Origin of the sequence: Glycomyces sp. YM15 (assembly GCF_016918015.1) — a bacterium.
Taxonomy (GTDB): Bacteria; Actinomycetota; Actinomycetes; order Mycobacteriales; family Micromonosporaceae; genus Glycomyces.
Genome location: NZ_JAERMK010000020.1, coordinates 52,683 through 71,466, shown reverse-complemented (window position 1 = coordinate 71,466; position 18,784 = coordinate 52,683). Strand labels below are relative to the sequence as shown.

Here is an 18,784-nt window from a genome sequence, read left to right as displayed (position 1 = left end):
ACCATGAGCCAGACACCGGACCGGTGCCCCGCCGGCAACGACACCAGTCCGGCCATTGTGGCCATCCCGACGTACAACGAACGCGACAACATCGAGACCACCGTCGCCGCCGCACTCGCCGGGTGCGACCGCATCGACATCCTCATCGTCGACGACTCCTCACCCGACGGCACCGGCGAGCTCGCCGACACCCTCGCCGCCGAGCACGACCGCGTCCACGTCCTCCACCGAGCCGAGAAGCAGGGCCTCGGCGCCGCCTACCTCGCCGCCTTCGACTGGGCCACCCGCCACGGCTACCGCACCGTCGTCGAAATGGACGCCGACGGCTCCCACGACCCCGCCGACCTGCCACGACTCCTCACCGCCCTCGACGACGGCGCCGACGTCGCCATCGGCTCCCGCTACATCCCCGGCGGCGCCGTCCAGAACTGGGCCCTCCACCGCCTCGCCCTCTCCCGCGCCGCCGGCGTCTTCACCCGCGCCATGCTCGGCCTCCGCGTCAAGGACGTCACCGCCGGATACCGCGCCTACCGCCTCGACGCGCTCCACAAGCTCCAACTCGACACCGTCAACTCCGTCGGCTACTGCTTCCAGATCGACCTCACCTGGCGCGCCGTCAAAGCCGGCTTCGACATCCGCGAAGTCCCCATCGTCTTCACCGAACGCCGCGCCGGCGCCTCCAAGATGAGCGGCGCCATCACCGTTGAGGCCCTTTGGAACGTGAGCCGCTGGGGCCTCGCCCACCGCGCACGCCAACTCAGGCGCGCCCTCCGGCGTGGCAGAATCGAAGGGTGACCTACCAGCAGCCTCCAGCCGCACCCAAACGCGCACCGTTCGCCTTCCGGCTCGCGCTGGCCGTCTGGGTCATCGCCGAGGCCGCCGCCTTCTTCGGCCTGGCCTACCTCATCGGCTTCTTCTACACCGTCCTGATCTTCGCGGGCACCACCGCCCTCGGCGTCGTCCTCGTGCAGTACGCGGGCAGGAAGTCCTTCCGGGCCGCCCGCGACTACCTCAACTCCGGCGGCGACCCCTCCCGGGAACTGCCCAACGGGTACGCGCTCGCCGGAGCCGCGTGCCTCATCGTCCCCGGATTCGTCACCGACTTCGTCGGCCTGCTGCTGCTCTTCCCGCCCACCCGCCTGCTCTTCCGCGGCCTCGGCCGCTGGCTCGCCGCGAGCGCCCCCGTGATGCGCTTCGGCGGCGGCGACATCATCGACGGCGACGTGATCGACGAGCGCAGCGCAGACGACCGCAGGACCGGCGAGCGCGGCTTCGACGCCGATGCGCCGGTGAAGCACGGGGACACGAAAAACGGGCCCAGGTCCATCGACCCGGGCCCGTGAGCCCCTTGCAGGGCTTGGCCTTCTCGTGAGCGCTCGGCGGCACCGCCGAACGCCCGCACCGCTTAGCGCTCGCCGCGGCGGGCGCGCATCTCCTGCAGGCGCTCGTCGAGGATCTCCTCGAGCTCCTCCATCGAGCGGCGCTCCAGCAGCATGTCCCAGTGGGTGCGCGGCGGTTTGACCTTCTTGGTCTCCGGCTCCTCACCGTCGACCAGCTTGGCCGTCGAACCGTCGAGACGGCACTCCCACGTCAACGGGATCTCCGCTTCGACCGCGAACGGCACTTCGAAGCGGTGCCCCTGCGGGCAGACGTAGTCGCGGGTCTGGCGCGGGGCCAGCTCCGTGTTGCGGTCCGATTCGTAGCTGACGGCGCCGAGACGGGAGCCCCTCAGCATTCTGTCGCCCATGTTCCCCTGCACTTCCTCTGGAGCATTCGCTTTGCCACACGCCGCCGACCCGGTCAGCCCTGGGCCGGCGCATTCCCCCAGCCGATCACGCCGATTCCTGAGGGTTTTCGCTTTCGTACAACGCCGGGACGCGGCCGGATCCTTCCCGGCACCGCCGTTCCCAGGCGCCGCGCTCGCGATGCGGACCCCCAAGTGTGGCCCGGCGCTCCTGCGGCCGCCCACGGACGTCCCCTTGAAGTGTGACACAACACCGGGCCGTATCCGCGCGACCGAGCACGTGAGATGCCGCTCGTCCCGTTCCGCGCCGGAACTCCCCGGTGGCAAACGCCGTCCGACCCCTTCCGGTCAGGCGGGTGCGAACGGGGCGTGAGCGACTGGTGCACACCGAACGGGTCGCATCCGTCGTGGACGCGCCCAGTAAGGTGTGCACCAGACTCGGCGAATTTACGGCTCGCAAGCATCGCCGAGAAGGAGAGTTCTCACATGCACGTGCTTGGAATCGATTTCGGAACCTCGAACACGGTCGCCGTGCTCCGCTCAGCGGACGGACGCGTACGACCCCTGCTGTTCGACGGTGCCCCGATCCTGCCCTCGGCGGTCTACTACAACTCCGACGGCCGCATGCTCGTCGGCCGCGACGCCGAGCGCAACGCCCGCATGGACCCCGCCCGCTTCGAACCGAACCCGAAGCGCCGCATCGACGACGGGTCCCTCTTCCTCGGGACCTCCGAGATCCCGGTCCCGCAGGTCTTCGCGTACGTGCTGCAGCAGGTCGCCCTTGAGGCCCAGCGCCAGGCCGGCCAGATGCCCGGCCAGGTCCGCCTCACCCACCCCGCCCGCTGGGGCGAGCGCCGCCGCGCCATCCTCGTCGACTCCGCCCGCCTCGCCGGGCTCCCCGCCCCCCAGCTCATCCCCGAGCCGGTGGCCGCGGCCTCCTACTTCACGTCCGTGCTCGGCACCGCCGTCCCGCCCGGGCGCTCGCTCGCCATCTACGACCTCGGCGGCGGCACGTTCGACGCCACCGTCGTGCGCCGCACCCAGACCGGGTTCGAGGTCCTCGCCGAAGAGGGCATCGGCGACATCGGCGGCCTCGACTTCGACCACGGCATCGTCGAGCACCTCGGCAAGACCTACGGTGCCTCCCACCCCGACGACTGGAAGCGCCTCCTCAGCCCCGCCGACGACCGCGACCGCCGCTACCGCCGGATGCTCTACGAGGACGTGCGCGGCGCCAAGGAGACCCTTTCGCGCACCGCGAGCGCCGACATCCACCTCCCCGCGCTGGAGGTCGACGCCCACCTCACCCGCGCCGAGTTCGAGGAGATCGCCCGCCCGCCGCTCGAGCGCACCGTGGACTGCCTCCAGCGCGCCATCCAGGCCGCCCGCATGAACCCCGCCGACCTCGTCGGCATCTTCCTCGTCGGCGGCTCCTCGCGCATTCCCGCGATCTCCCAGCTCATCCACTCCAAGCTCGGCGTGCCGCCGCAGACCTTCGAGCAGCCCGAGACCGTCGTCGTCGAAGGCGCCGTGCGCGCCGCCTCCGGCCCGGCCCCGGCCGACCAGCCGCTGACCCGCCCCACCTCGGGCGGCCCCGTCTCGCCCGCCGGGCACATGTCGGCACCCCGCCCGCCGGTCCAGGCGCCCGTACAGGCCCCGCAGATGCTGCCGCCCCAGACGAGCTACCAGCAGCCCGCCCCGGCCCCGCAGCAGGCGTATCAGCAGCCGCAGCAGCACCCGGTGAACGCGAAGCGGCCCCTGACGCAGGAGCCGGCCGTCCTGGTGACCGGCGCGGCCGTGATCATCCTGATCGTGGTCTTCTTCGTGCTGCTCTCGTCGATCCTCAACGGCTAGCTAGGCGCCGTCGCGCTGGTGGACCGCGAAGCCGGCGCGGCGGTTGAGGTCCCCGATCTGGCGGTCGAGCCAGTCGATCTCGGTGAGGTTCGTCGACCGGTGGATCTGCATCAGGCCCTTGCGGAACGGTGATTCGAGCCGCTCGGGCGGGATGGGTGCGCCCTGCTCGTCGAAGAACAGCTGCGCGGGATGGTCGAGGAATTCGCGTCTGCGCGCGAGGACGAGCGCCTGCTCGCGCGGGTTCTCGAGGTGGTGCAGGAACGCGAGGAGCACGTACCACTTGTTGTCGTCGGTGATGAACCCCGGCTCGGGGTCGCGCAGCCACCGGCGCAGCTGGTCGGTGCCGGTCTGGGTGATCTCGAGCATGTGGCGCGGTGCGGCGACCGACCCGGGCGCGGTGCGCCGGGTCAGGCACTGCGCGTCCTCGAGCTTCTTGATCGTTGGGTAGAGCGTCCCGTCGGCGATCGGCCGGACGTGTCCGGCGAGGCTGGCGACCCGGTTCTTGAGGTCGTAGCCGTGGAGCGGGAAGTCCCGCAGGAATCCGAGTATGGCCATCTTCAACATGCCTCCATTATGGCAGTTATGACAAGATATATCGACTCCGAGGTAGAAAACCTCGTTGTCAGTCAACGGGATCCGCCGTCTGGAAGCACGAGCACGGGCTGCGCCCGCGCACTCACCAAGAAGGACAGCGCACGGAAGAGCCTCCTGGTTCACGTGCTGAGCAGCGGAAACAGGAGGCTCGGTGGTGGCCTGTCGAGGGGTCAGATGACGTCGAAGTACCAGAGGAGCAGATAGCCTGCGGCGGCCAGGAAGGCGATGACGGCCAGGAGCACGAGCCATCCGGCGGCGGCCTCCATGATGCTCGGGCGGCCACTGTCGCCGGTCGCGGCGACGACGGGCTCCCAGACGGCGTCGTCGATGATCCGCATGGGGGCGAGGGCCTTCGCGGGCGGGTACCAGGGGCGGGCCTGCGATTTCGCGGCGGTGCGATTGGCGGGCTGGAGGCGGCCGCGCCGGTTGTAGGCGAACAGGGCCACTTCGGACTCGTCGGCGAGGGCGGCGATCTCGGGGCGCACGGGCATCGTCGAGTAGAGACGGCGCTTGCGGTCGGGCGAGCCGGTGCCGACGATCATCGGGATGTCCGCGGCGGTGATCGCCAGCCCGGGGGACTTGGCGGCGACCACGGATTTCGTGGACTCGATGGTCGCCTCCCACTGCGGACTGTCGATGACCTCGCCCGCGACCTTGTCGAGGTGCTTGAGGTGAGCCTGGACGAGGCTCAGGAGCGCAAAGGTCTGCGGCGGCACATCGGAGGGCAAGTTCATGAATTGAAGTGTCACATACGGTCGCGGGCGTCGCGACCGTGGTTCAGAACGGGGCGATCTCGGCTCCGAGCCGCTGCAGCCGTTCGGCGAGCTGCTCGTAGCCGCGGTGGATCACGTCGACGTGCCGCAGTTCGGAAGTGCCCTGCGCGCGCAGCATCGCGAGCAGCAGCACGACGGCCGGGCGCAGCGCGGGCGGGCACACGATGTCGGCGCCACTCCACCGCACCGGCCCCTGGACCTGGAGGCGGTGCGCGTCGAGCAGGCGCACCTGCGCGCCGAGCCGGTTGAGCTCGGTCAGGTAGATCGCGCGGTTCTCGTACACCCAGTCGTGGATCATCGTCCCTCCCTCGGCGCAGGAGGCGATGAGCGCGAAGAACGGCAGGTTGTCGATGTTCAGGCCCGGGAACGGCATCGGGTGGATCTTGTCCGCCGCGGCGCGCAACGGCGAGGGGTGGACGGTGAGGTCGACGAGACGGGTGCGGCCGTTGGCGGCCAGGTACTCGTCGCTCCTGGAGTAGGCCAGGCCCATCTCCTCGGCGAGGGCGAGTTCGATCTCGACGAACTCGATCGGGGTACGGCGCACGGTGATCTCGGATGCGGTGACGATCGCCGCGGAGACGAGGCTCCAGGCCTCGATCGGGTCCTCGGCAGGCGCGTAGTCGACGGGCATGTCGATCTCGGCACGGCCGTAGACGGTGAGCGTGGTGGCGCCGATGCCGTCGATGCGCACGCCGAGCTTCTCGAGGAACCAGCACAGGTCCTGCACCTGGTAGTTGCAGGAGGCGTTGCGGATGACGGTGACCGCGGGGAAGCGGGCGGCGGCCATGATCGCGTTCGCGGTGACCGTGTCGCCGCGTTCGGTCAGGACGATCGCGCCGGGTGCCTCGACGTTCTCCTTGACGGTGGCGCAGTAGCAGCCGTGCGAGCGTTCGACGGACAGGCCGAAGCGGCGCAGCGCGGTGAGGTGCGGCTCGACGGTGCGGTCGCCGAGCTCGCACCCGCCCGCGAACGGCAGGTCGAACTCGGTGTAGTCGTGGAGGAGCGGCCCGAGGAACATGATGATCGAGCGGGTGCGGCGGGCCGCGTCCACGTCGATGCGGGTGAGGTCGAGGCGTTCGGGCGGCTGGATGCGGAGGTCGCCCTCAGGGCCGAGCCATTCGTGCTCGACGCCCATCGAGTCGAGGACCCGCAGGATGCGGTTGACCTCTTCGATGCGGGCGACCCGGCGCAGCACGGTGGGGCCGCGGTTGAGCAGGCTGGCGCACAGGAGTGCCACGCCGGCGTTCTTGGAGGTCTTCACGTCGATGGACCCGCTGAGCGTGGCGCCTCCGCGCACGCGCAGGTGGCGGGGGCCGGTGGTCGCGGGTTCGCCGCCGTAGTCGAACATTCGCTCAGCGTAACGGAGTTCAGTGTCCAGTAGAGGCAATCACGTTCACTGGTCGCCCCAGCTCAGTACCGGTGTACGTGGAACGAGCGCCGCCCGCTAAGGGGCTTCGGGAAGCGGTCCGATGCCTTCCGCGGCCCGCACCTGCTCGTCCAGCAGCTCCATGACGGCGGCGACGGAGGGCCGCCGTGCGCCGCCGCGCAGCGTGACGGCCTGGAAGTGCCGGAACGGCGTGAACGGCCCCGAGACGGGGACCCGCACCAGATCGAGGTGATGGGGGAGGTCCACGAGGCGGGGGATGAGCGCGACGCCCATCTTGTGGGCGACCATGACCGCGATGACGTTCCATTCGCGCGCCTCGCCGGTGACAGTGGGCCGGAACCCGGCGTTCGAGCAGGCGGTGAGCACGTGGCGGCGGTGCATCGACCCGGGCACGCCGATGATCCACGGCTCGCGCTCGACCTCGCGCAGGTCCACCGCCGGATTGCCGGCGCACCAGTGGCCGCCGGGTACGACGAGGTCGAACGGGTCGTTGAACACCGTCTGCGCGTCGAAGCGGATGTCCTCGGGAGGCGGGTTGTCGGGCGTCGCCTCGACGAGCGCGAGATCGGCCTCGCCCGCGAAGAGCAGGTCGAAGCTCTCCGAGGCCTCGGCCTCGCGCAGTCGGAGCTCGAGCGCGGGGTAGCGGTCCCGGGCGGTGTCGACCAGGGGTGCGAGCAGCGTCGCGATCGCGGTGGGGAACCCGCACAGGCGCAGCAGCCCTGACGGTTCGCCTTCGGTGGCCTGGAGTTCGGCCTCGGCCAGGCGCCACATCGCCTCGATCGCGTCGATGTGGGCGATGAGGACCTGCGCCGCCGAGGAGAGCCTGACACCGCGTCCGACCGGTTCGAGGAGCGGCACGCCGAGGTCCTTGGCGAGCAGCCGGATCTGCTGCGACGCCGCTGAAGTGGACATGTGCAGGGCTTTCGCAGCGCCGGAGACGGTGCCGTGGTGGGCGATCGCCCGCAGCACGTGCAGTCTCCTCAGGTCGATCACGGTGTGGCCCCAATCGCTTAAGTGTTCGCTTCACGATGAGTTTCGCAAACTAGCGTCACCGAGGTGTTGTAGCCCGGACGATTAGGACCTTAACCTCGTATTGAGCGTGAGAACAGTGCGCGATCGCCGCCGGGGGCGGCGTTCGGCCGGCGCTCATTCCTAGAACGAAACCCGAAGCCCTGTAAGGAGGACGCGGTCATGCAGTGCTGCCCGTTTTGCGGTTGGCCCGACGATGATCCGGTGACGACCGTGTCCCGGCATCACAGCGCCTCCGGTGTGACGGTGTGGACCCGCTGCATCTGCGGGTCGCTTCAGACGCGAGTCCTGCGAGGGGCCGTGTTGGAGGTCTGCGCGCGGAGCAGACCGAACGGCCACCCGGCCGTGACTCCGTAACTCCTCGGTCCTCCTCTCTCTCATTCTTCGCCACCGCGCCATCGCCGGTGCGGGGCGCCTTCCTGCCTGCTTCACGTTCTCTCGAGGATTCTCCATGCACGACTTCGACATCCGCATCATGTTCCAGATCATCGGCGCGCTGCTGTACATCACGAACTTCCTGCTCCTGCAGACCCACCGGATCCACGCGACCAAGCCGGCCTCGCTGCTCCTGGTCATCTCGGCCTGCTCGATCCTGCTCACCGCGGCGATCATCGGCCACGACTGGGGCCTCATCCTCCTCGAGGGCACCTGGCTGTTCCTGGTGACCACGACCTTCGCCATCCGGCAGCGGTCGGCGCGGCGCCAGGCCGTCCTCGAGCGCGAGGCCGAGGCCACTGCGGTGGTGCCGGTCCGCCCGGCCCCGGTCGCCGAGCCGGTGCAGGCGCCTGTGGTGCGCGAGCGCGAACTGGCGGGCGCCGCCGCCTAGCGGCCACCGCCGGTTAGGCTCGGGGCGTGGCAATCCGAGTGCTGATCGCAGACGACCAGGAGATGGTCCGGGCAGGGTTCCGGGCCATCATCGACGCCCAGCCCGACATGGAAGTCGTGGCGGACGCCCCCGACGGGGTGGTCGCGGTGTCGGAGGCGCGGCGGCTCAAGCCCGACGTGTGCCTCTTCGACATCCGCATGCCGCGCCTCGACGGCCTCGAAGCCACCCGCACGCTCCTGGCGGGAGCGAACGGCACCGGTCCGCGCATCGTGGTCGTGACCACCTTCGACACCGACGAGTACGTGTACGGCGCGCTGCGCTCGGGTGCGACCGGGTTCCTGCTCAAGGACTCCGGGCCCACCCTCCTGGTCGAAGCGGTCCGCGCGGCCGCGAGCGGGGAGTCGCTCATCTCCCCGTCGGTGACCGTGCGCCTCCTGGAACGGCTCACCGAGCCCGTCCCCGAAGGCCCGAAGGCCTCGCACGTGCTGACCGAGCGTGAGCTGGACGTCGTCGAGCTGGTGGCCCGCGGCAAGACCAACGCCGAGATCGCCGAGACCCTGTTCGTCTCGGTCTCCACCGTCAAGACGCATCTGGAGGCCGTGCGCGCGAAGCTCGGGGTCCGCAACCGCGTGGGCATCGCGGCGTGGGCCTGGGAGCACGGCGTCGTGGGCTGATGCGCACCCTGGCCGTCGCCCGCTCCGAGACCGAGACCGTGGTCAACCGGTCCCGGTTCATCTGCACGCTCTACCGGATCGACTCCGATGCCGAAGCGCGCGAACACATCAACGCGCACCGGAAAGCCAACTGGGACGCGACGCACAACTGCACCGCCTACGTCCTCGACGACGGCCGCGCTGCCCGCTCGAACGACGACGGCGAGCCCGCCGGGACCGCCGGGGTCCCGATGCTCGAGGTGCTGCGCGGGCGCGACCTGACCGACGTGCTGGCGGTCGTCACCCGCCACTTCGGCGGGGTGAAGCTCGGCGCGGGCGGTCTCGTGCGCGCGTACGGCGCGGCGGTGTCGGCCGCGATCGACGCGGCGGGCGTCGTCGAGCTGGCGCACTGGCAGCGGCTCGACGTCCGGGTCGACTACGGCCTGGCCGGGAGCCTCGAAGGCCTGCTGCGGCTGCGCGAGGACGTGCGCCTCGTCGGCGTCGACTTTGGTGCCGAGGTGCGCTTCGACCTGGCCTGCTCGGACGTGGAGCTGCTGGTGGACTGGCTCGCGTCCCAGTCGGCGGGAGCCGCGGAGGTGGAGCCCGCGGGGACGCTCCGGGTGGAGCTGTAGCATCACCGTTGTGACCGATAACAAGATGCTGCCGAACCCGTTCATCCTCGAACGCGCCGACCCGCAGATCACCAGGCACACCGACGGACGGTACTACTTCACCGCAACCGTGCCCGCCTACGACCGGATCGTGCTGCGCGCCGCCGACACCCTGCTGGGGCTCCGCGACGCCGAAGAGACCACCATCTGGGTTCAGCACCCCGAAGGCCCCATGGGCTCCCACGTCTGGGCGCCGGAACTGCACTGGATCGACGGCGCCTGGTACGTCTACTTCGCGGCCGGAGAGGCCGAATCGGCCACCGCCGACGTCTGGCGCATCCGCATGTACGTCCTGGAGAACCGGAACCCCGACCCGCTGACCGGCGAGTGGACCGAGAAGGGGCAGATCGAGACCCCCGTCGACTCGTTCTCCCTCGACGCGACCACTTTCGCCCACAACGGGACCCGCTATCTCTGCTGGGCACAGCACGATCCCGGGCTCGAAGGCTCAAACACCAGCCTGTTCCTCGCCGAACTCGCGAACCCCTGGACCATCAAGGGCGCGCCCGTCGAACTCTCGCGTCCCGAACTGCCGTGGGAGACCATCCGCTTCGCCGTCAACGAGGGCCCGTACGCGCTGGTCCGCAACGGCAAGGTCTTCATCACCTACTCGGCCTCGGGCACGGGAGCCGAGTACTGCTTGGGCCTGCTCACCGCCGACGCTGAAGCCGACCTCCTCGATCCCGCCTCGTGGACCAAGCACCCGCTGCCCGTCTTCACCACCAGCGAGGCCAACGGCATCTACGGCACCGGCCACAACGCCTTCACCGTGGACGAAGCAGGCAACGACCTCCTGGTCTTCCACGCCCGCGCCTACGAGGAGATCGTCGGCGACCCGCTCGACAACCCCGACCGGCACTGCCGCGTCCAGCCGTTCGGCTGGAACGAGGACGGCACGCCCGACTTCGGGGAGCCCCTGCCCGAGAACTAGTCATCGGTGCTGCGGCGCAGCTTCTTGACGTCCGAACGGCGGCGCTTGTCCTCCAGGCGCCGCCGTTTCGCGCCCTTCGAGGGTTTCCTGGCCTTGCGCGGGGGCGGTGGTGCGGCGATCGCCCGCCGCATGAGTTCGGCGAGGCGCTCCTGGGCGGCCTCGCGGTTGCGCAGCTGGGAGCGGAACTCCGACGCGGCTATCACCACCGAGCCGTCCACGAGCCGGTCGCCGAGGCGCGCGAGCGCTCGTTCGACGAGCGCGGGCGGCAGCGCCTTCGTGCCGGCCAGATCGAACACGAGTTCCACCCGTGAATCGGTGGTGTTGACGCCTTGGCCGCCCGGGCCCGAGGACCGCGAGAATCGCCACCGCAGTTCACTGTCGGGGATGGCGACGGTCTCGGTGATCTGGACGGGCATGGCGGTCTCTCAGAGGTCGAGGGCGGTGCGGGACCAGCGGACGAGCATGTCGAAGATCGGGCGGCGCCGCTGGAGCACCGCCGCGTCCCCGGCGGCGTCGTAGTCGGCGCTGGCGATCGGTCGGCCCGCGGCGAGGCGGGTGAGCATTGCCGGGGCGAGCCAACAGTACTTGGCGGCGCCGGTGGCGGCGATGGCTTTTCGGGTCGCTTCGCGCTCGAAGTATCCGGTCTCGGCGAGGCCGGCGAGGTAGGCGTCGGTGACGAGCGCTTCAGTCTCGGCGAGGCGGTCGACGGGCTGGAGGCCGTCGAAGAACGTGTCCGCGATGAGGTTCGCGACATCCTCGCCGATGGCGCCCCGTCCGGTGAAGGACCAGTCGAGGAGGACTGGTCGGCCCTCGCGCTGGACGAGGTTCATCGGCCACACGTCGAGGTGGCAGATCGTCTGCGGCAGGCTCTCGGCGACGGCGAAGAGATCGTCGCGGCGTTCCCAGATCAGGCGCAGTCCCTCGCGGGTGTCCCGCGGCCAGTGTGCGGCCGCGGCCGCCTGGTCCCACGGAATGCCGGGGTAGTCACGGCGGCCGGCGTACTGGCGCAGGAACCGCCGCGAATGCCAGGCTTGCTCGGGGCTGTCGCGGTGCAGCGCTTGGACAACGCCCAGGCGGTGGGCGAAGTCGGCGAGCATCGGGACGGTCCAGTGGCGGCCGTGGACGCCGTCGACCGCTTCGAGCCACAGTTCGCGGCTGCCGTCGGGCCGTTCCCCGGCGGCGAGGAGTGCGGGCGTGCCGATCCCGGATTCCCGGCCGTAGGAGGCCGCGAACCCGGACATGTACGCGAGGTACTCGCGCTGCCAGAAGTTCCAGTGCCTAGGGTCGGCGGAGGCTTCCCAGTGCTCGAAGCCGTCGCCGTCGGGCGTGAGGTGCTTGAGGACCGCGTCCCCGCCGGGCCCGGAGACCCGCCAGATGCCGCCGGTGGCCTGGTTCCCGGCGTTGTGCTGGAGCGCGGCGACGGTGTGGATCGGGGAGCCGACGGGGGAGTGAAGCGGGTTGGAGAGCACCGGCTGATTCTGCCATCAATGGTCGTGCGTGGCAGGGGTTTACGGCGCGGAGTCAAGCAGTTCGTGGAGCCGGCCGTCAGCGGTGCCGCTGTCGGCCGGATGGTTGGGATCGTCGCGGACGGTGGGATCGCTACTGCACCTGCGCAGTTCGGTGTCGCAGGAGCGGACGTCGATGGCGACGGCGGTGCGCGGCGGTTGCGGCTCGCCGCGTGGCACTCGGACCACGAGGCCGAGGGCAGGAGGAGTCGGGACATCAGGAGATGCTACCGACTCCTCGGATTCCTTGTGGTCCAACGCTAGTCGGTGAAGTCCTCCAGGGTCATGACGACGGTGCCCGTCTCGTCGGAGGCGTCGAGGTCGACCTTGAAGACCATGGCCCAGTCCTTGTCGCCCGCCGGGTCGTCGATGGTCTGGCGGACGGTCCAGGTGCGCCCTTCCTTGGCGATGTCGAGGAACTCGTTGCCGCGTGCGGCACCGGCGGTGCCGATGTCGTCGTGGGCCTGGAAGTAGCGTTCGAGGGCGGCGTCCCATTTGGAGGCGGTCCAGCCGGTGTCCAACGCGGCCAAGGCTTCGACGCGGTCGTTCGCGGCGAGCTCCACATGCCGGAAGGCGGCGTTGCGGACGGCGATGGTGAAGGCCCGCTCGTTGTCGGTGAAGGCCCGGTTGGGGCGTCCGGTGTCGAGGTTCTCGTCCTCGGCGGGGTTGGTGAGCTGCTCCCACTCGTTGATGAGCGAGGAGTCGGTCTGGCGGATGGTCTCGCCGAGCCAGGCGGTGAGGTCGTCGAGCTCGGGGCCGCCGGTGTCCTCCGGGAGCGTCTGGACGAGGGCCTTGTAGGCGCTCGAGAGGTACCGCAGGAGCAGGCCCTCGCCGCGCTGGATGCCGTAGAGGCCGATGTACTCGCCGAAGCTCATGCGGCCCTCCCAGATCTCGCGGAGGATCGACTTGGGTTCGAGCTGGTAGTCGGCGGCCCACGGGTGGCTGGTCCGGTAGGCGCTGAACGCGTCGTCGAGGAGTTCGGCGAGCGGCTTCGGGTAGTCCACTTCGGCGTCTTCGAGCTGGTTCATGCGGTCGTAGTAGTCGAGGCCGTCGGCTTTCATCGCGTCGATCGCGGCGCCCTTGGCCTTGTTGCGCTGGGCGGCGAGAATCTGACCGGGTCCCTCCAACGTGGATTCGACGATGGAGACGACGTCCATCGCGTACTCGTCCGACTCGGGGTCGAGCAGCTCCAGGGCCGCCAAAGCGAACGGGGCGAGCGGCTGGTTGAGCGCGAAGTGGTCGGGCATGTCGACGGTGAGTTCGACTTTGCCGCCGTCGATGACGATGATGCCGGCGTCGCGGAGGGTGCGGGTGATGGTGAGTGCGGTGCGGGCCATCTTCAGCTGCGTGGTCCGGTCGGCGTGGGAGTCCTCGATGAGGGTGCGCACGTGCTGGAAGGTGTTGCCGGGACGGGCGAGCAGGTTGATGAGCATTGCGTGGGTCATGCGCATGCGCGATTGGAGTGGTTCCGGCGGGGCTTCTGCGAGCGCGGCGAAGGTGTCGTCGGACCAGCCGACGAAGCCTTCGGGGGGTTTCTTCTTCGCCATCTTCTTGCGTTTTTTGGGGTCGAGGCCGAATTTCTGCATGGCCTTCTCGTTTTCGATCACGTGCTCGGGGGCTTCGCAGACGACGAAGCCTTCGGTGTCGAATCCGGCGCGGCCGGCGCGGCCGGCGATCTGGTGGAATTCGCGGGCGCGCAGGCGGCGGGTGCGGCGGCCGTCGTATTTGGTGAGGCCGGTGAAGAGGACGGTGCGGATCGGGACGTTGATGCCGACGCCGAGGGTGTCGGTGCCGCAGATGATCTTGAGCAGGCCTTGTTGGGCGAGGCGTTCGACGAGGCGTCGGTATTTGGGGAGCATCCCGGCGTGGTGGACGCCGATGCCGGAGCGGACGAGCCGTGCGAGGGTCTGTCCGAACTTGGTGGTGAAGCGGAAGCCGCCGAGTGCGGTGGCGATCGCGGTCTTGGCGTTCTTGTCGACGAGGTTGAGGCTTGAGAGGGCTTGGGCGGTGTCGAGTGCCGCGGCCTGTGTGAAGTGGACGATGTAGGCCGGGGCGCGGTTGTTCGCGACGAGGTTTTCGACGGTCTCGTGGAGTGGGGTCTTGCGGTATTCGTAGTGGAGGGGTACGGGTCGGGTCGCGGAGGCGATGACGGCGGTTTCGCGGCTGGTGCGGCGGGTGAGGTCGTTCTGGAAGAACTCGGTGTCGCCGAGGGTTGCGGACATGAGTGTGAATTGGGCGCGGTGGAGTTCGAGGAGGGGGACTTGCCAGGCCCAGCCGCGGTCGGGTTCGGCGTAGAAGTGGAATTCGTCGGCGACGACGGAGTCGCAGTCGAGGTCGGTGCCTTCGCGTAGGGCGAGGTTGGCGAGGATTTCGGCGGTGCAGCAGATGAGGGGTGCGTCGGGGTTGACGGCGGCGTCGCCGGTGAGCATGCCGACGTTCTCGTGTCCGAACTGCTCGCACAGTTCGAAGAATTTCTCTGATACGAGTGCTTTGATCGGTGCGGTGTAGAAGGAGGTGCGTTGGTTGGCGAGCGCGTTGAAGTGCGCTGCGGCCGCGATGAGGGATTTGCCGGAGCCGGTGGGGGTGGCGATGATGGTGTTCTGGCCGGTGCAGATGGCCAGGAGGGCCTCTTCCTGGTGCTCGTAGAGGACGATCCCGGCGTCTTCGGCCCATTGTGCGAAGGCCGTGTAGACGTCGTCGGGTTCGGGTGCGTTCGAGGACGGCAGGTAGTCGATGAGGCTCACGGGGTTCAATGGTGCCCGTTCACCTGGCCGGTCGGCCAGGCGGGGGTTAGTGGTCGTAGGTCACCAGGACGGGGGCGTGGTCGGACCAGCGTTGGTCGTGGGCGGGGGCGCGGTCGACCCAGGCTTTGGTGGCTTTGGCGGCGAGGGCGGTGGTGGCGACGTGGAGGTCGATGCGCCAGCCGGCGTCGTTGTCGAAGGCGCGGCCGCGGTAGGACCACCAGGAGTAGGGGCCGTCGACGCCGGGGTTGAGGGCGCGGACGACGTCGACGAAGGTGCCGGTGTTGTAGAGGTCGGTGAGCCAGGCGCGTTCGCCTGGGAGGAATCCGGCGGTCTTCTTGTTGGATTTCCAGTTCTTGAGGTCGGGTTCGGCGTGGGCGATGTTCCAGTCGCCGCAGACGAGGAGTTCGCGGCCGTCGGCGGCGGCTTTCTTGGCGGCTTCGGCGAGGTATTCGGCGAAGACGGTCATGAAGCGTTCTTTTTCGACCTGGCGGGGGGTGTCGGTTTCGCCGGAGGGGAGGTAGAGGCTGGCGACGGTGAGGCCGGGGAGGTCGACTTCGGCGTAGCGGCCGTGGTCGTCGAATTCGGCGCCGAAGCCGATGCGGGCGGCTTCGGGTTCGGTGCGGGTGAGGACGGCGACGCCGGCGCGTCCTTTGGCGACGGTGGAGGGGGCGATGTGCCAGTGCCAGCCGCCGGCTTCGAGGGCTTCGGCGGGGATCTGGGTGTGGTCGGCGCGGACTTCTTGGAGGAGCACCACGTCGGCTTGGGTCTGTTCGAGCCAGGGGACGATGCCTTTTTTGGCGGCGGCGCGGATTCCGTTGACGTTGGCGGTGGCGATGGTGCGCATGGGGCGAGCCTAACGCGGGTACGGGGGTGTCGGCGGTCGCGGCGCGACGGGGTGTGGCGAAGGTCTGTCGGTCGGCGGCGGGTGGCGGTGGGGGGACTCCGTAGACTGCTGGCATGACTTGGGAGGCGGGGGTGCCGGTGCGCGGCGGGGGCGGTTCGTGGGTGCGGGGTTTCGCGGCCGTGCTGGCGGTGGTGTGTGCGGTGCTGGCGTTGCCTCCGGCGGCGGTTGCGGCCGAGGAGGACGAGGTCGCGGGGATCGTCGTGTTCGGTGTGCCGGGGTTGGCGTGGACGGATATCGACGCGTCGGTGACGCCGCATTTGTGGGCGATGGCGGGTTCGGGTGCGTCGGCGTCGATGAGTGTGCGCACGATCGGGTCGTGGACGTGTCCTGAGGCGGGTTGGTTGAGTCTGGGCGCGGGTGAGCGTGCGGGTGGTGCGGCGCCGCGTGATGCGCAGTGTGCGGCGCAGTCGCGGTTGCCGGCTCCGGTGGAGGACGGTGACGGTTGGTCGGTCGACGGCTGGGGGGCGTTGGTCGAGGCGAACGAGTCGTTCAATTACGGGGCTCGGCTCGGTTCGTTCGCTGATGCGGTGGCGGCGATGGCGGCTGCTGAGGAGGCGGCGGCGTTGGAGGCGGAGGCCGCGGGTGAGCCGGTGGTCGAGCCGGATCCGGGTGCGTGTGTGGCGGGGATCGGTGACGGTGCGGCGTTGGCCGCGGCGGACACGGAGGGCCGGGTCTCGTTCTGGGCGCCGGGCTTGGCGTCGTTGGGTGAGGCGATGGCCGCGTGCGACGTGGTGGTCGTGGATCCGGGTGTGGTCGTGGGCGATACGGCCGATGAGGCCCCGGATTCGGGCACGGACTATGACCAGCTCGGTGAGGACGATATCGGTGTCGGCACGGACGAGTCGGCCGGTGAGTCGGATGCGGGGGAGATCGCGCCGGAGCCTGATGCGGTGCGGGCGCGGGCGGCTGCGGAGGCGGATGCGGCGGTGGGTGAGGTCGAGGCGGCGCTGCCGGAGGACTGGCGGTTGCTGGTCGCGGGTGTGGCGGATGCGTCGGCGCCGTCGGCGCTGCACCCGGTCCTGTATTCGGGTGCGGGTGTCGAGGCGGGCGAGTTGACGTCGGCGACGACGGGCCGCGACGGGTATGTGCAGTTGGTGGACTTGACGGCGACTGCGCTGGGCGCGGTCGGTGCGGAGGTGCCGGCGACGGTGGCGGGCGCGCCGATCCAGGTGCTGCCGGATGAGGGCCGTACGAGCGGGGCCGCGGTGGCGCAGGGGATTGACGAGACGGCGGCGTCGCAGTCGGTCATCGCGGTCAGTTTCGTGTTCTATTCGGTCCTGTCGGGGCTTGGTGTGATCGCGGTGGCGGCGGCGGTGTGGTTGCTGTGCGGTTCGGACCGGTTCCGGGGTGTGGCGCGGGCGGTGTGTTTGGCGGTCGCGGCGATGCCGGTGGCCGGTGTCGCGGCGGGTATTCCGCATTGGTGGCGCGGTGAGCATCCGTCGGTGGCGTTCTGGGTGATCATCGCCGCGGGCATGGCGGTGCTGACGGTCGCGGCGTCGCTGCCGTGGACGCGGCGGGGGGCGCGCCCGGTGTTGGTGATCGCGGGGGCGGCGGCGCTGCTCATCGCGGTTGACCAGGTGTCGGGTGCGACGTGGCCGCTGCATACGCCGATGGGGTACACGGCGCAGGCCGGGGCCCGGTTCACCGGGCTCGGCAACTATGCGTTCAGTGTCTTCGCGGCGGCGGTGATCCTCTTGATCGCGTTCGTGCCCTGGAAGGGCCGGGCGCGCGTGTGGGGGCCGGTCGCGATCGGCGTGTGCGCGGTGGTCATCGTCGGCGCTCCGAACCTCGGCCGGGACATGGGCGGGACGCTGACGCTGGTGGCGGCGGGGATCTTGTGCTGCTGGAAGCTGTGGGGCCGCAAGCTCACCGTCAAGGCCGTGCTCATCGCGGGCGGGATCGCGTTCGGGGTGTTCGCGGTGGGGGGGTTCCTGGACTTTCTGCGGCCGCAGGAGGACCAGACGCACCTGGGCCGGTTCGTCGGGTCCGTTCTGGACGGGACCGCTACGAACATCCTGATCCGGAAGGCGGACGCCGCGATCGGCACGATCGGTCGGCCGCTGACGTGGGTGTCGCTCGCGGCGCTCATCGGCGCGATCATCATCTGGCGCAAGCGCGCGCCGATCCGCTCGCTCGAGGTCGCGGCCGCGGTCATCGGATTGACGTCCGTCGCGGTCCTGGGCGCGCTGGTCAACGACTCCGGGGTCGCCATCACCGGGTTCACCACGACCCTCGGGTTCGGTCTCCTCGCCGTGGCCGTCGGGCCCCGCACCGAACGTGCTCAACCGGCCACACCGGACCCTGTCTCGACCGCCCCCAGCAGCGGAAACTAGTCCGCGCACCCCGGGTCCGCCGAGCGCGGACCCGGTTGCGGGTAGGGTGTGGCTCATGCGCGTGGCCACGTGGAACATCAACTCGCTCAAAGCCCGCCTCGAGCGGCTGCTCGCCTGGCTCGGGACCGCCGAGCCGGACGTGGTCTGCCTCCAAGAGCTCAAATGCGCCGACGCGGACGTGCCGCTGGAGGCGATCAGCGCCGCCGGGTACGAGACCGCCGCGTGGGGCCTGGGCCGCTGGAACGGCGTCGCGATCCTCTCGCGGGTCGGCATCGCGGACGTGCGGCGCGGTATCACCGACCAGCCGATGTTCGGTGACGCGACCGAACCGCGGGCGATCACCGCCACCTGCGGGCCCGTGCGCGTCCAATCCCTGTACATCCCGAACGGCCGCGACGTCGCCGACGCGCACTTCCCGTACAAGCTCGCGTTCCTCAAGGCCCTCGCCGCCGACGTCAAGGCCGACGCCGCGGGCGACCGTCCCTTCGCCGCCCTCGGCGACTACAACATCTGCCCCACCGACGACGACATCTGGGATGTCGACGAATGGCCGGGTACGACCCACATCACCGAGGACGAACGCGACGCGCTGGCCGCTCTCCAGGCCGCCGGACTCGCCGACGTCTACCCGCGCCCCCTCAAATATGATCAACCGTTCACGTTCTGGGACTACCGCAACCTCGACTTCCCCAAGAACCGCGGCCTGCGCATCGACCTGGCCCTGGCCAACCCCGCATTCAAGGCGGCGGTGACCGACGCCTACGTCGACCGCAACGAACGCAAAGGCAAAGGCGCCTCCGACCACGCCCCCCTTGTGGTCGACCTCGATTTGTAAA

At 69.8% G+C, this 18,784-nt stretch carries 19 protein-coding genes; 9 read left to right on the top strand and 10 right to left on the bottom strand.

The features are described from left to right. Positions 1-3 precede the first annotated feature (3 nt). Together JHY01_RS20150 and JHY01_RS20145 are read left to right on the top strand one after the other, a co-directional pair. On the top strand, positions 4-795 hold the full coding sequence (locus JHY01_RS20150) for a polyprenol monophosphomannose synthase (protein ID WP_205327478.1): 792 nt from the start codon (positions 4-6) through the stop codon (positions 793-795). Then, entirely contained in the window at positions 792-1,343 is a 552-nt protein-coding gene (locus tag JHY01_RS20145) for an FxsA family protein (RefSeq protein ID WP_205327477.1), read from the top strand. The genes JHY01_RS20150 and JHY01_RS20145 overlap by 4 nt, the downstream gene beginning before the upstream one ends. Before the next feature lie 62 nt (positions 1,344-1,405). Here JHY01_RS20145 and JHY01_RS20140 read toward each other — a convergent pair whose 3' ends face one another. Next, positions 1,406-1,747, bottom strand: coding sequence for an RNA polymerase-binding protein RbpA (locus JHY01_RS20140; protein ID WP_205327476.1), 342 nt, complete (start codon positions 1,745-1,747; stop codon positions 1,406-1,408). Between the two features lie 483 nt (positions 1,748-2,230). Between JHY01_RS20140 and JHY01_RS20135 the strand changes: the two genes are divergently transcribed. Then, complete coding sequence (locus JHY01_RS20135) at positions 2,231-3,598, top strand: Hsp70 family protein (protein WP_205327475.1); 1,368 nt, start codon at positions 2,231-2,233, stop codon at positions 3,596-3,598. Here the strand turns inward: JHY01_RS20135 and JHY01_RS20130 are convergent, their stop codons facing one another. From JHY01_RS20130 to JHY01_RS20115, 4 genes are all read right to left on the bottom strand, one after another. After that, the gene (locus JHY01_RS20130; protein WP_205327474.1) at positions 3,599-4,162 is read right to left on the bottom strand and encodes a PadR family transcriptional regulator; all 564 of its coding nucleotides are present in this window, start codon (positions 4,160-4,162) and stop codon (positions 3,599-3,601) included. A gap of 200 nt (positions 4,163-4,362) precedes the next feature. Next, positions 4,363-4,926: a hypothetical protein gene (locus tag JHY01_RS20125; RefSeq protein WP_205327473.1), complete on the bottom strand. Its 564-nt coding sequence runs from the start codon at positions 4,924-4,926 to the stop codon at positions 4,363-4,365. Positions 4,927-4,969: 43 nt separating this feature from the next. Then, the gene (locus tag JHY01_RS20120; protein WP_205327472.1) at positions 4,970-6,313 is read right to left on the bottom strand and encodes a UDP-N-acetylglucosamine 1-carboxyvinyltransferase; all 1,344 of its coding nucleotides are present in this window, start codon (positions 6,311-6,313) and stop codon (positions 4,970-4,972) included. Between the two features lie 96 nt (positions 6,314-6,409). Further along, positions 6,410-7,345: a LysR family transcriptional regulator gene (locus JHY01_RS20115; protein ID WP_205327471.1), complete on the bottom strand. Its 936-nt coding sequence runs from the start codon at positions 7,343-7,345 to the stop codon at positions 6,410-6,412. A gap of 487 nt (positions 7,346-7,832) precedes the next feature. Between JHY01_RS20115 and JHY01_RS20110 the strand changes: the two genes are divergently transcribed. The 4 genes from JHY01_RS20110 to JHY01_RS20095 are packed head-to-tail and all read left to right on the top strand — an operon-like array spanning position 7,833 to position 10,462. Further along, complete coding sequence (locus tag JHY01_RS20110) at positions 7,833-8,207, top strand: hypothetical protein (RefSeq protein ID WP_205327470.1); 375 nt, start codon at positions 7,833-7,835, stop codon at positions 8,205-8,207. 26 nt (positions 8,208-8,233) lie between these two features. Next, positions 8,234-8,881, top strand: coding sequence for a response regulator transcription factor (locus tag JHY01_RS20105; protein ID WP_205327469.1), 648 nt, complete (start codon positions 8,234-8,236; stop codon positions 8,879-8,881). After that, complete coding sequence (locus tag JHY01_RS20100; RefSeq protein ID WP_205327468.1) at positions 8,881-9,492, top strand: YigZ family protein; 612 nt, start codon at positions 8,881-8,883, stop codon at positions 9,490-9,492. The genes JHY01_RS20105 and JHY01_RS20100 overlap by 1 nt, the downstream gene beginning before the upstream one ends. A 10-nt stretch (positions 9,493-9,502) precedes the next feature. Further along, entirely contained in the window at positions 9,503-10,462 is a 960-nt protein-coding gene (locus tag JHY01_RS20095; RefSeq protein ID WP_205327467.1) for a family 43 glycosylhydrolase, read from the top strand. Here the strand turns inward: JHY01_RS20095 and arfB are convergent. From arfB to JHY01_RS20070, 5 genes are all read right to left on the bottom strand, one after another. Further along, on the bottom strand, positions 10,459-10,878 hold the full coding sequence (arfB, locus tag JHY01_RS20090) for an alternative ribosome rescue aminoacyl-tRNA hydrolase ArfB (protein WP_205327466.1): 420 nt from the start codon (positions 10,876-10,878) through the stop codon (positions 10,459-10,461). The two genes, JHY01_RS20095 and arfB, sit on opposite strands and share 4 nt — an antisense overlap. A gap of 9 nt (positions 10,879-10,887) precedes the next feature. Further along, a complete protein-coding gene (locus JHY01_RS20085) occupies positions 10,888-11,931 on the bottom strand; it encodes a hypothetical protein (protein ID WP_205327465.1) in 1,044 nt (347 codons plus the stop codon). 39 nt (positions 11,932-11,970) lie between these two features. Continuing rightward, complete coding sequence (locus JHY01_RS20080; protein WP_205327464.1) at positions 11,971-12,156, bottom strand: hypothetical protein; 186 nt, start codon at positions 12,154-12,156, stop codon at positions 11,971-11,973. 71 nt (positions 12,157-12,227) lie between these two features. Further along, positions 12,228-14,711 carry an RNA helicase gene (locus JHY01_RS20075; RefSeq protein ID WP_205327463.1) on the bottom strand — a complete coding sequence of 828 codons (2,484 nt, stop codon included), beginning with the start codon at positions 14,709-14,711 and terminating at the stop codon, positions 12,228-12,230. Positions 14,712-14,757: 46 nt separating this feature from the next. Next, the gene (locus JHY01_RS20070; RefSeq protein WP_205327462.1) at positions 14,758-15,555 is read right to left on the bottom strand and encodes an exodeoxyribonuclease III; all 798 of its coding nucleotides are present in this window, start codon (positions 15,553-15,555) and stop codon (positions 14,758-14,760) included. Positions 15,556-15,668: 113 nt separating this feature from the next. On the opposite strand from JHY01_RS20070, the gene JHY01_RS20065 reads away from it, so the two are divergent. Both JHY01_RS20065 and JHY01_RS20060 read left to right on the top strand, forming a co-directional pair. After that, positions 15,669-17,948, top strand: a complete 2,280-nt coding sequence (locus JHY01_RS20065) for a hypothetical protein (protein WP_205327461.1) — start codon at positions 15,669-15,671, stop codon at positions 17,946-17,948. A 55-nt stretch (positions 17,949-18,003) separates the two neighbouring features. Further along, on the top strand, positions 18,004-18,783 hold the full coding sequence (locus tag JHY01_RS20060) for an exodeoxyribonuclease III (protein WP_205327460.1): 780 nt from the start codon (positions 18,004-18,006) through the stop codon (positions 18,781-18,783). The last annotated feature ends 1 nt before the right edge of the window (position 18,784 follow it).

What these genes read in the sequence shown, in the direction of transcription:
- JHY01_RS20135 (WP_205327475.1), top strand. Translation starts at nt 2,231, where the DNA reads ATGCACGTGCTTGGAATCGATTTCGGAACCTCGAACACGGTCGCCGTG.
- JHY01_RS20130 (WP_205327474.1), bottom strand. Translation starts at nt 4,162, where the DNA reads ATGTTGAAGATGGCCATACTCGGATTCCTGCGGGACTTCCCGCTCCAC.
- JHY01_RS20125 (WP_205327473.1), bottom strand. Translation starts at nt 4,926, where the DNA reads ATGAACTTGCCCTCCGATGTGCCGCCGCAGACCTTTGCGCTCCTGAGC.
- JHY01_RS20100 (WP_205327468.1), top strand. Translation starts at nt 8,881, where the DNA reads ATGCGCACCCTGGCCGTCGCCCGCTCCGAGACCGAGACCGTGGTCAAC.
- JHY01_RS20065 (WP_205327461.1), top strand. Translation starts at nt 15,669, where the DNA reads ATGACTTGGGAGGCGGGGGTGCCGGTGCGCGGCGGGGGCGGTTCGTGG.
- JHY01_RS20140 (WP_205327476.1), bottom strand. Translation starts at nt 1,747, where the DNA reads ATGGGCGACAGAATGCTGAGGGGCTCCCGTCTCGGCGCCGTCAGCTAC.
- arfB (WP_205327466.1), bottom strand. Translation starts at nt 10,878, where the DNA reads ATGCCCGTCCAGATCACCGAGACCGTCGCCATCCCCGACAGTGAACTG.
- JHY01_RS20070 (WP_205327462.1), bottom strand. Translation starts at nt 15,555, where the DNA reads ATGCGCACCATCGCCACCGCCAACGTCAACGGAATCCGCGCCGCCGCC.
- JHY01_RS20150 (WP_205327478.1), top strand. Translation starts at nt 4, where the DNA reads ATGAGCCAGACACCGGACCGGTGCCCCGCCGGCAACGACACCAGTCCG.
- JHY01_RS20060 (WP_205327460.1), top strand. Translation starts at nt 18,004, where the DNA reads ATGCGCGTGGCCACGTGGAACATCAACTCGCTCAAAGCCCGCCTCGAG.
- JHY01_RS20120 (WP_205327472.1), bottom strand. Translation starts at nt 6,313, where the DNA reads ATGTTCGACTACGGCGGCGAACCCGCGACCACCGGCCCCCGCCACCTG.
- JHY01_RS20110 (WP_205327470.1), top strand. Translation starts at nt 7,833, where the DNA reads ATGCACGACTTCGACATCCGCATCATGTTCCAGATCATCGGCGCGCTG.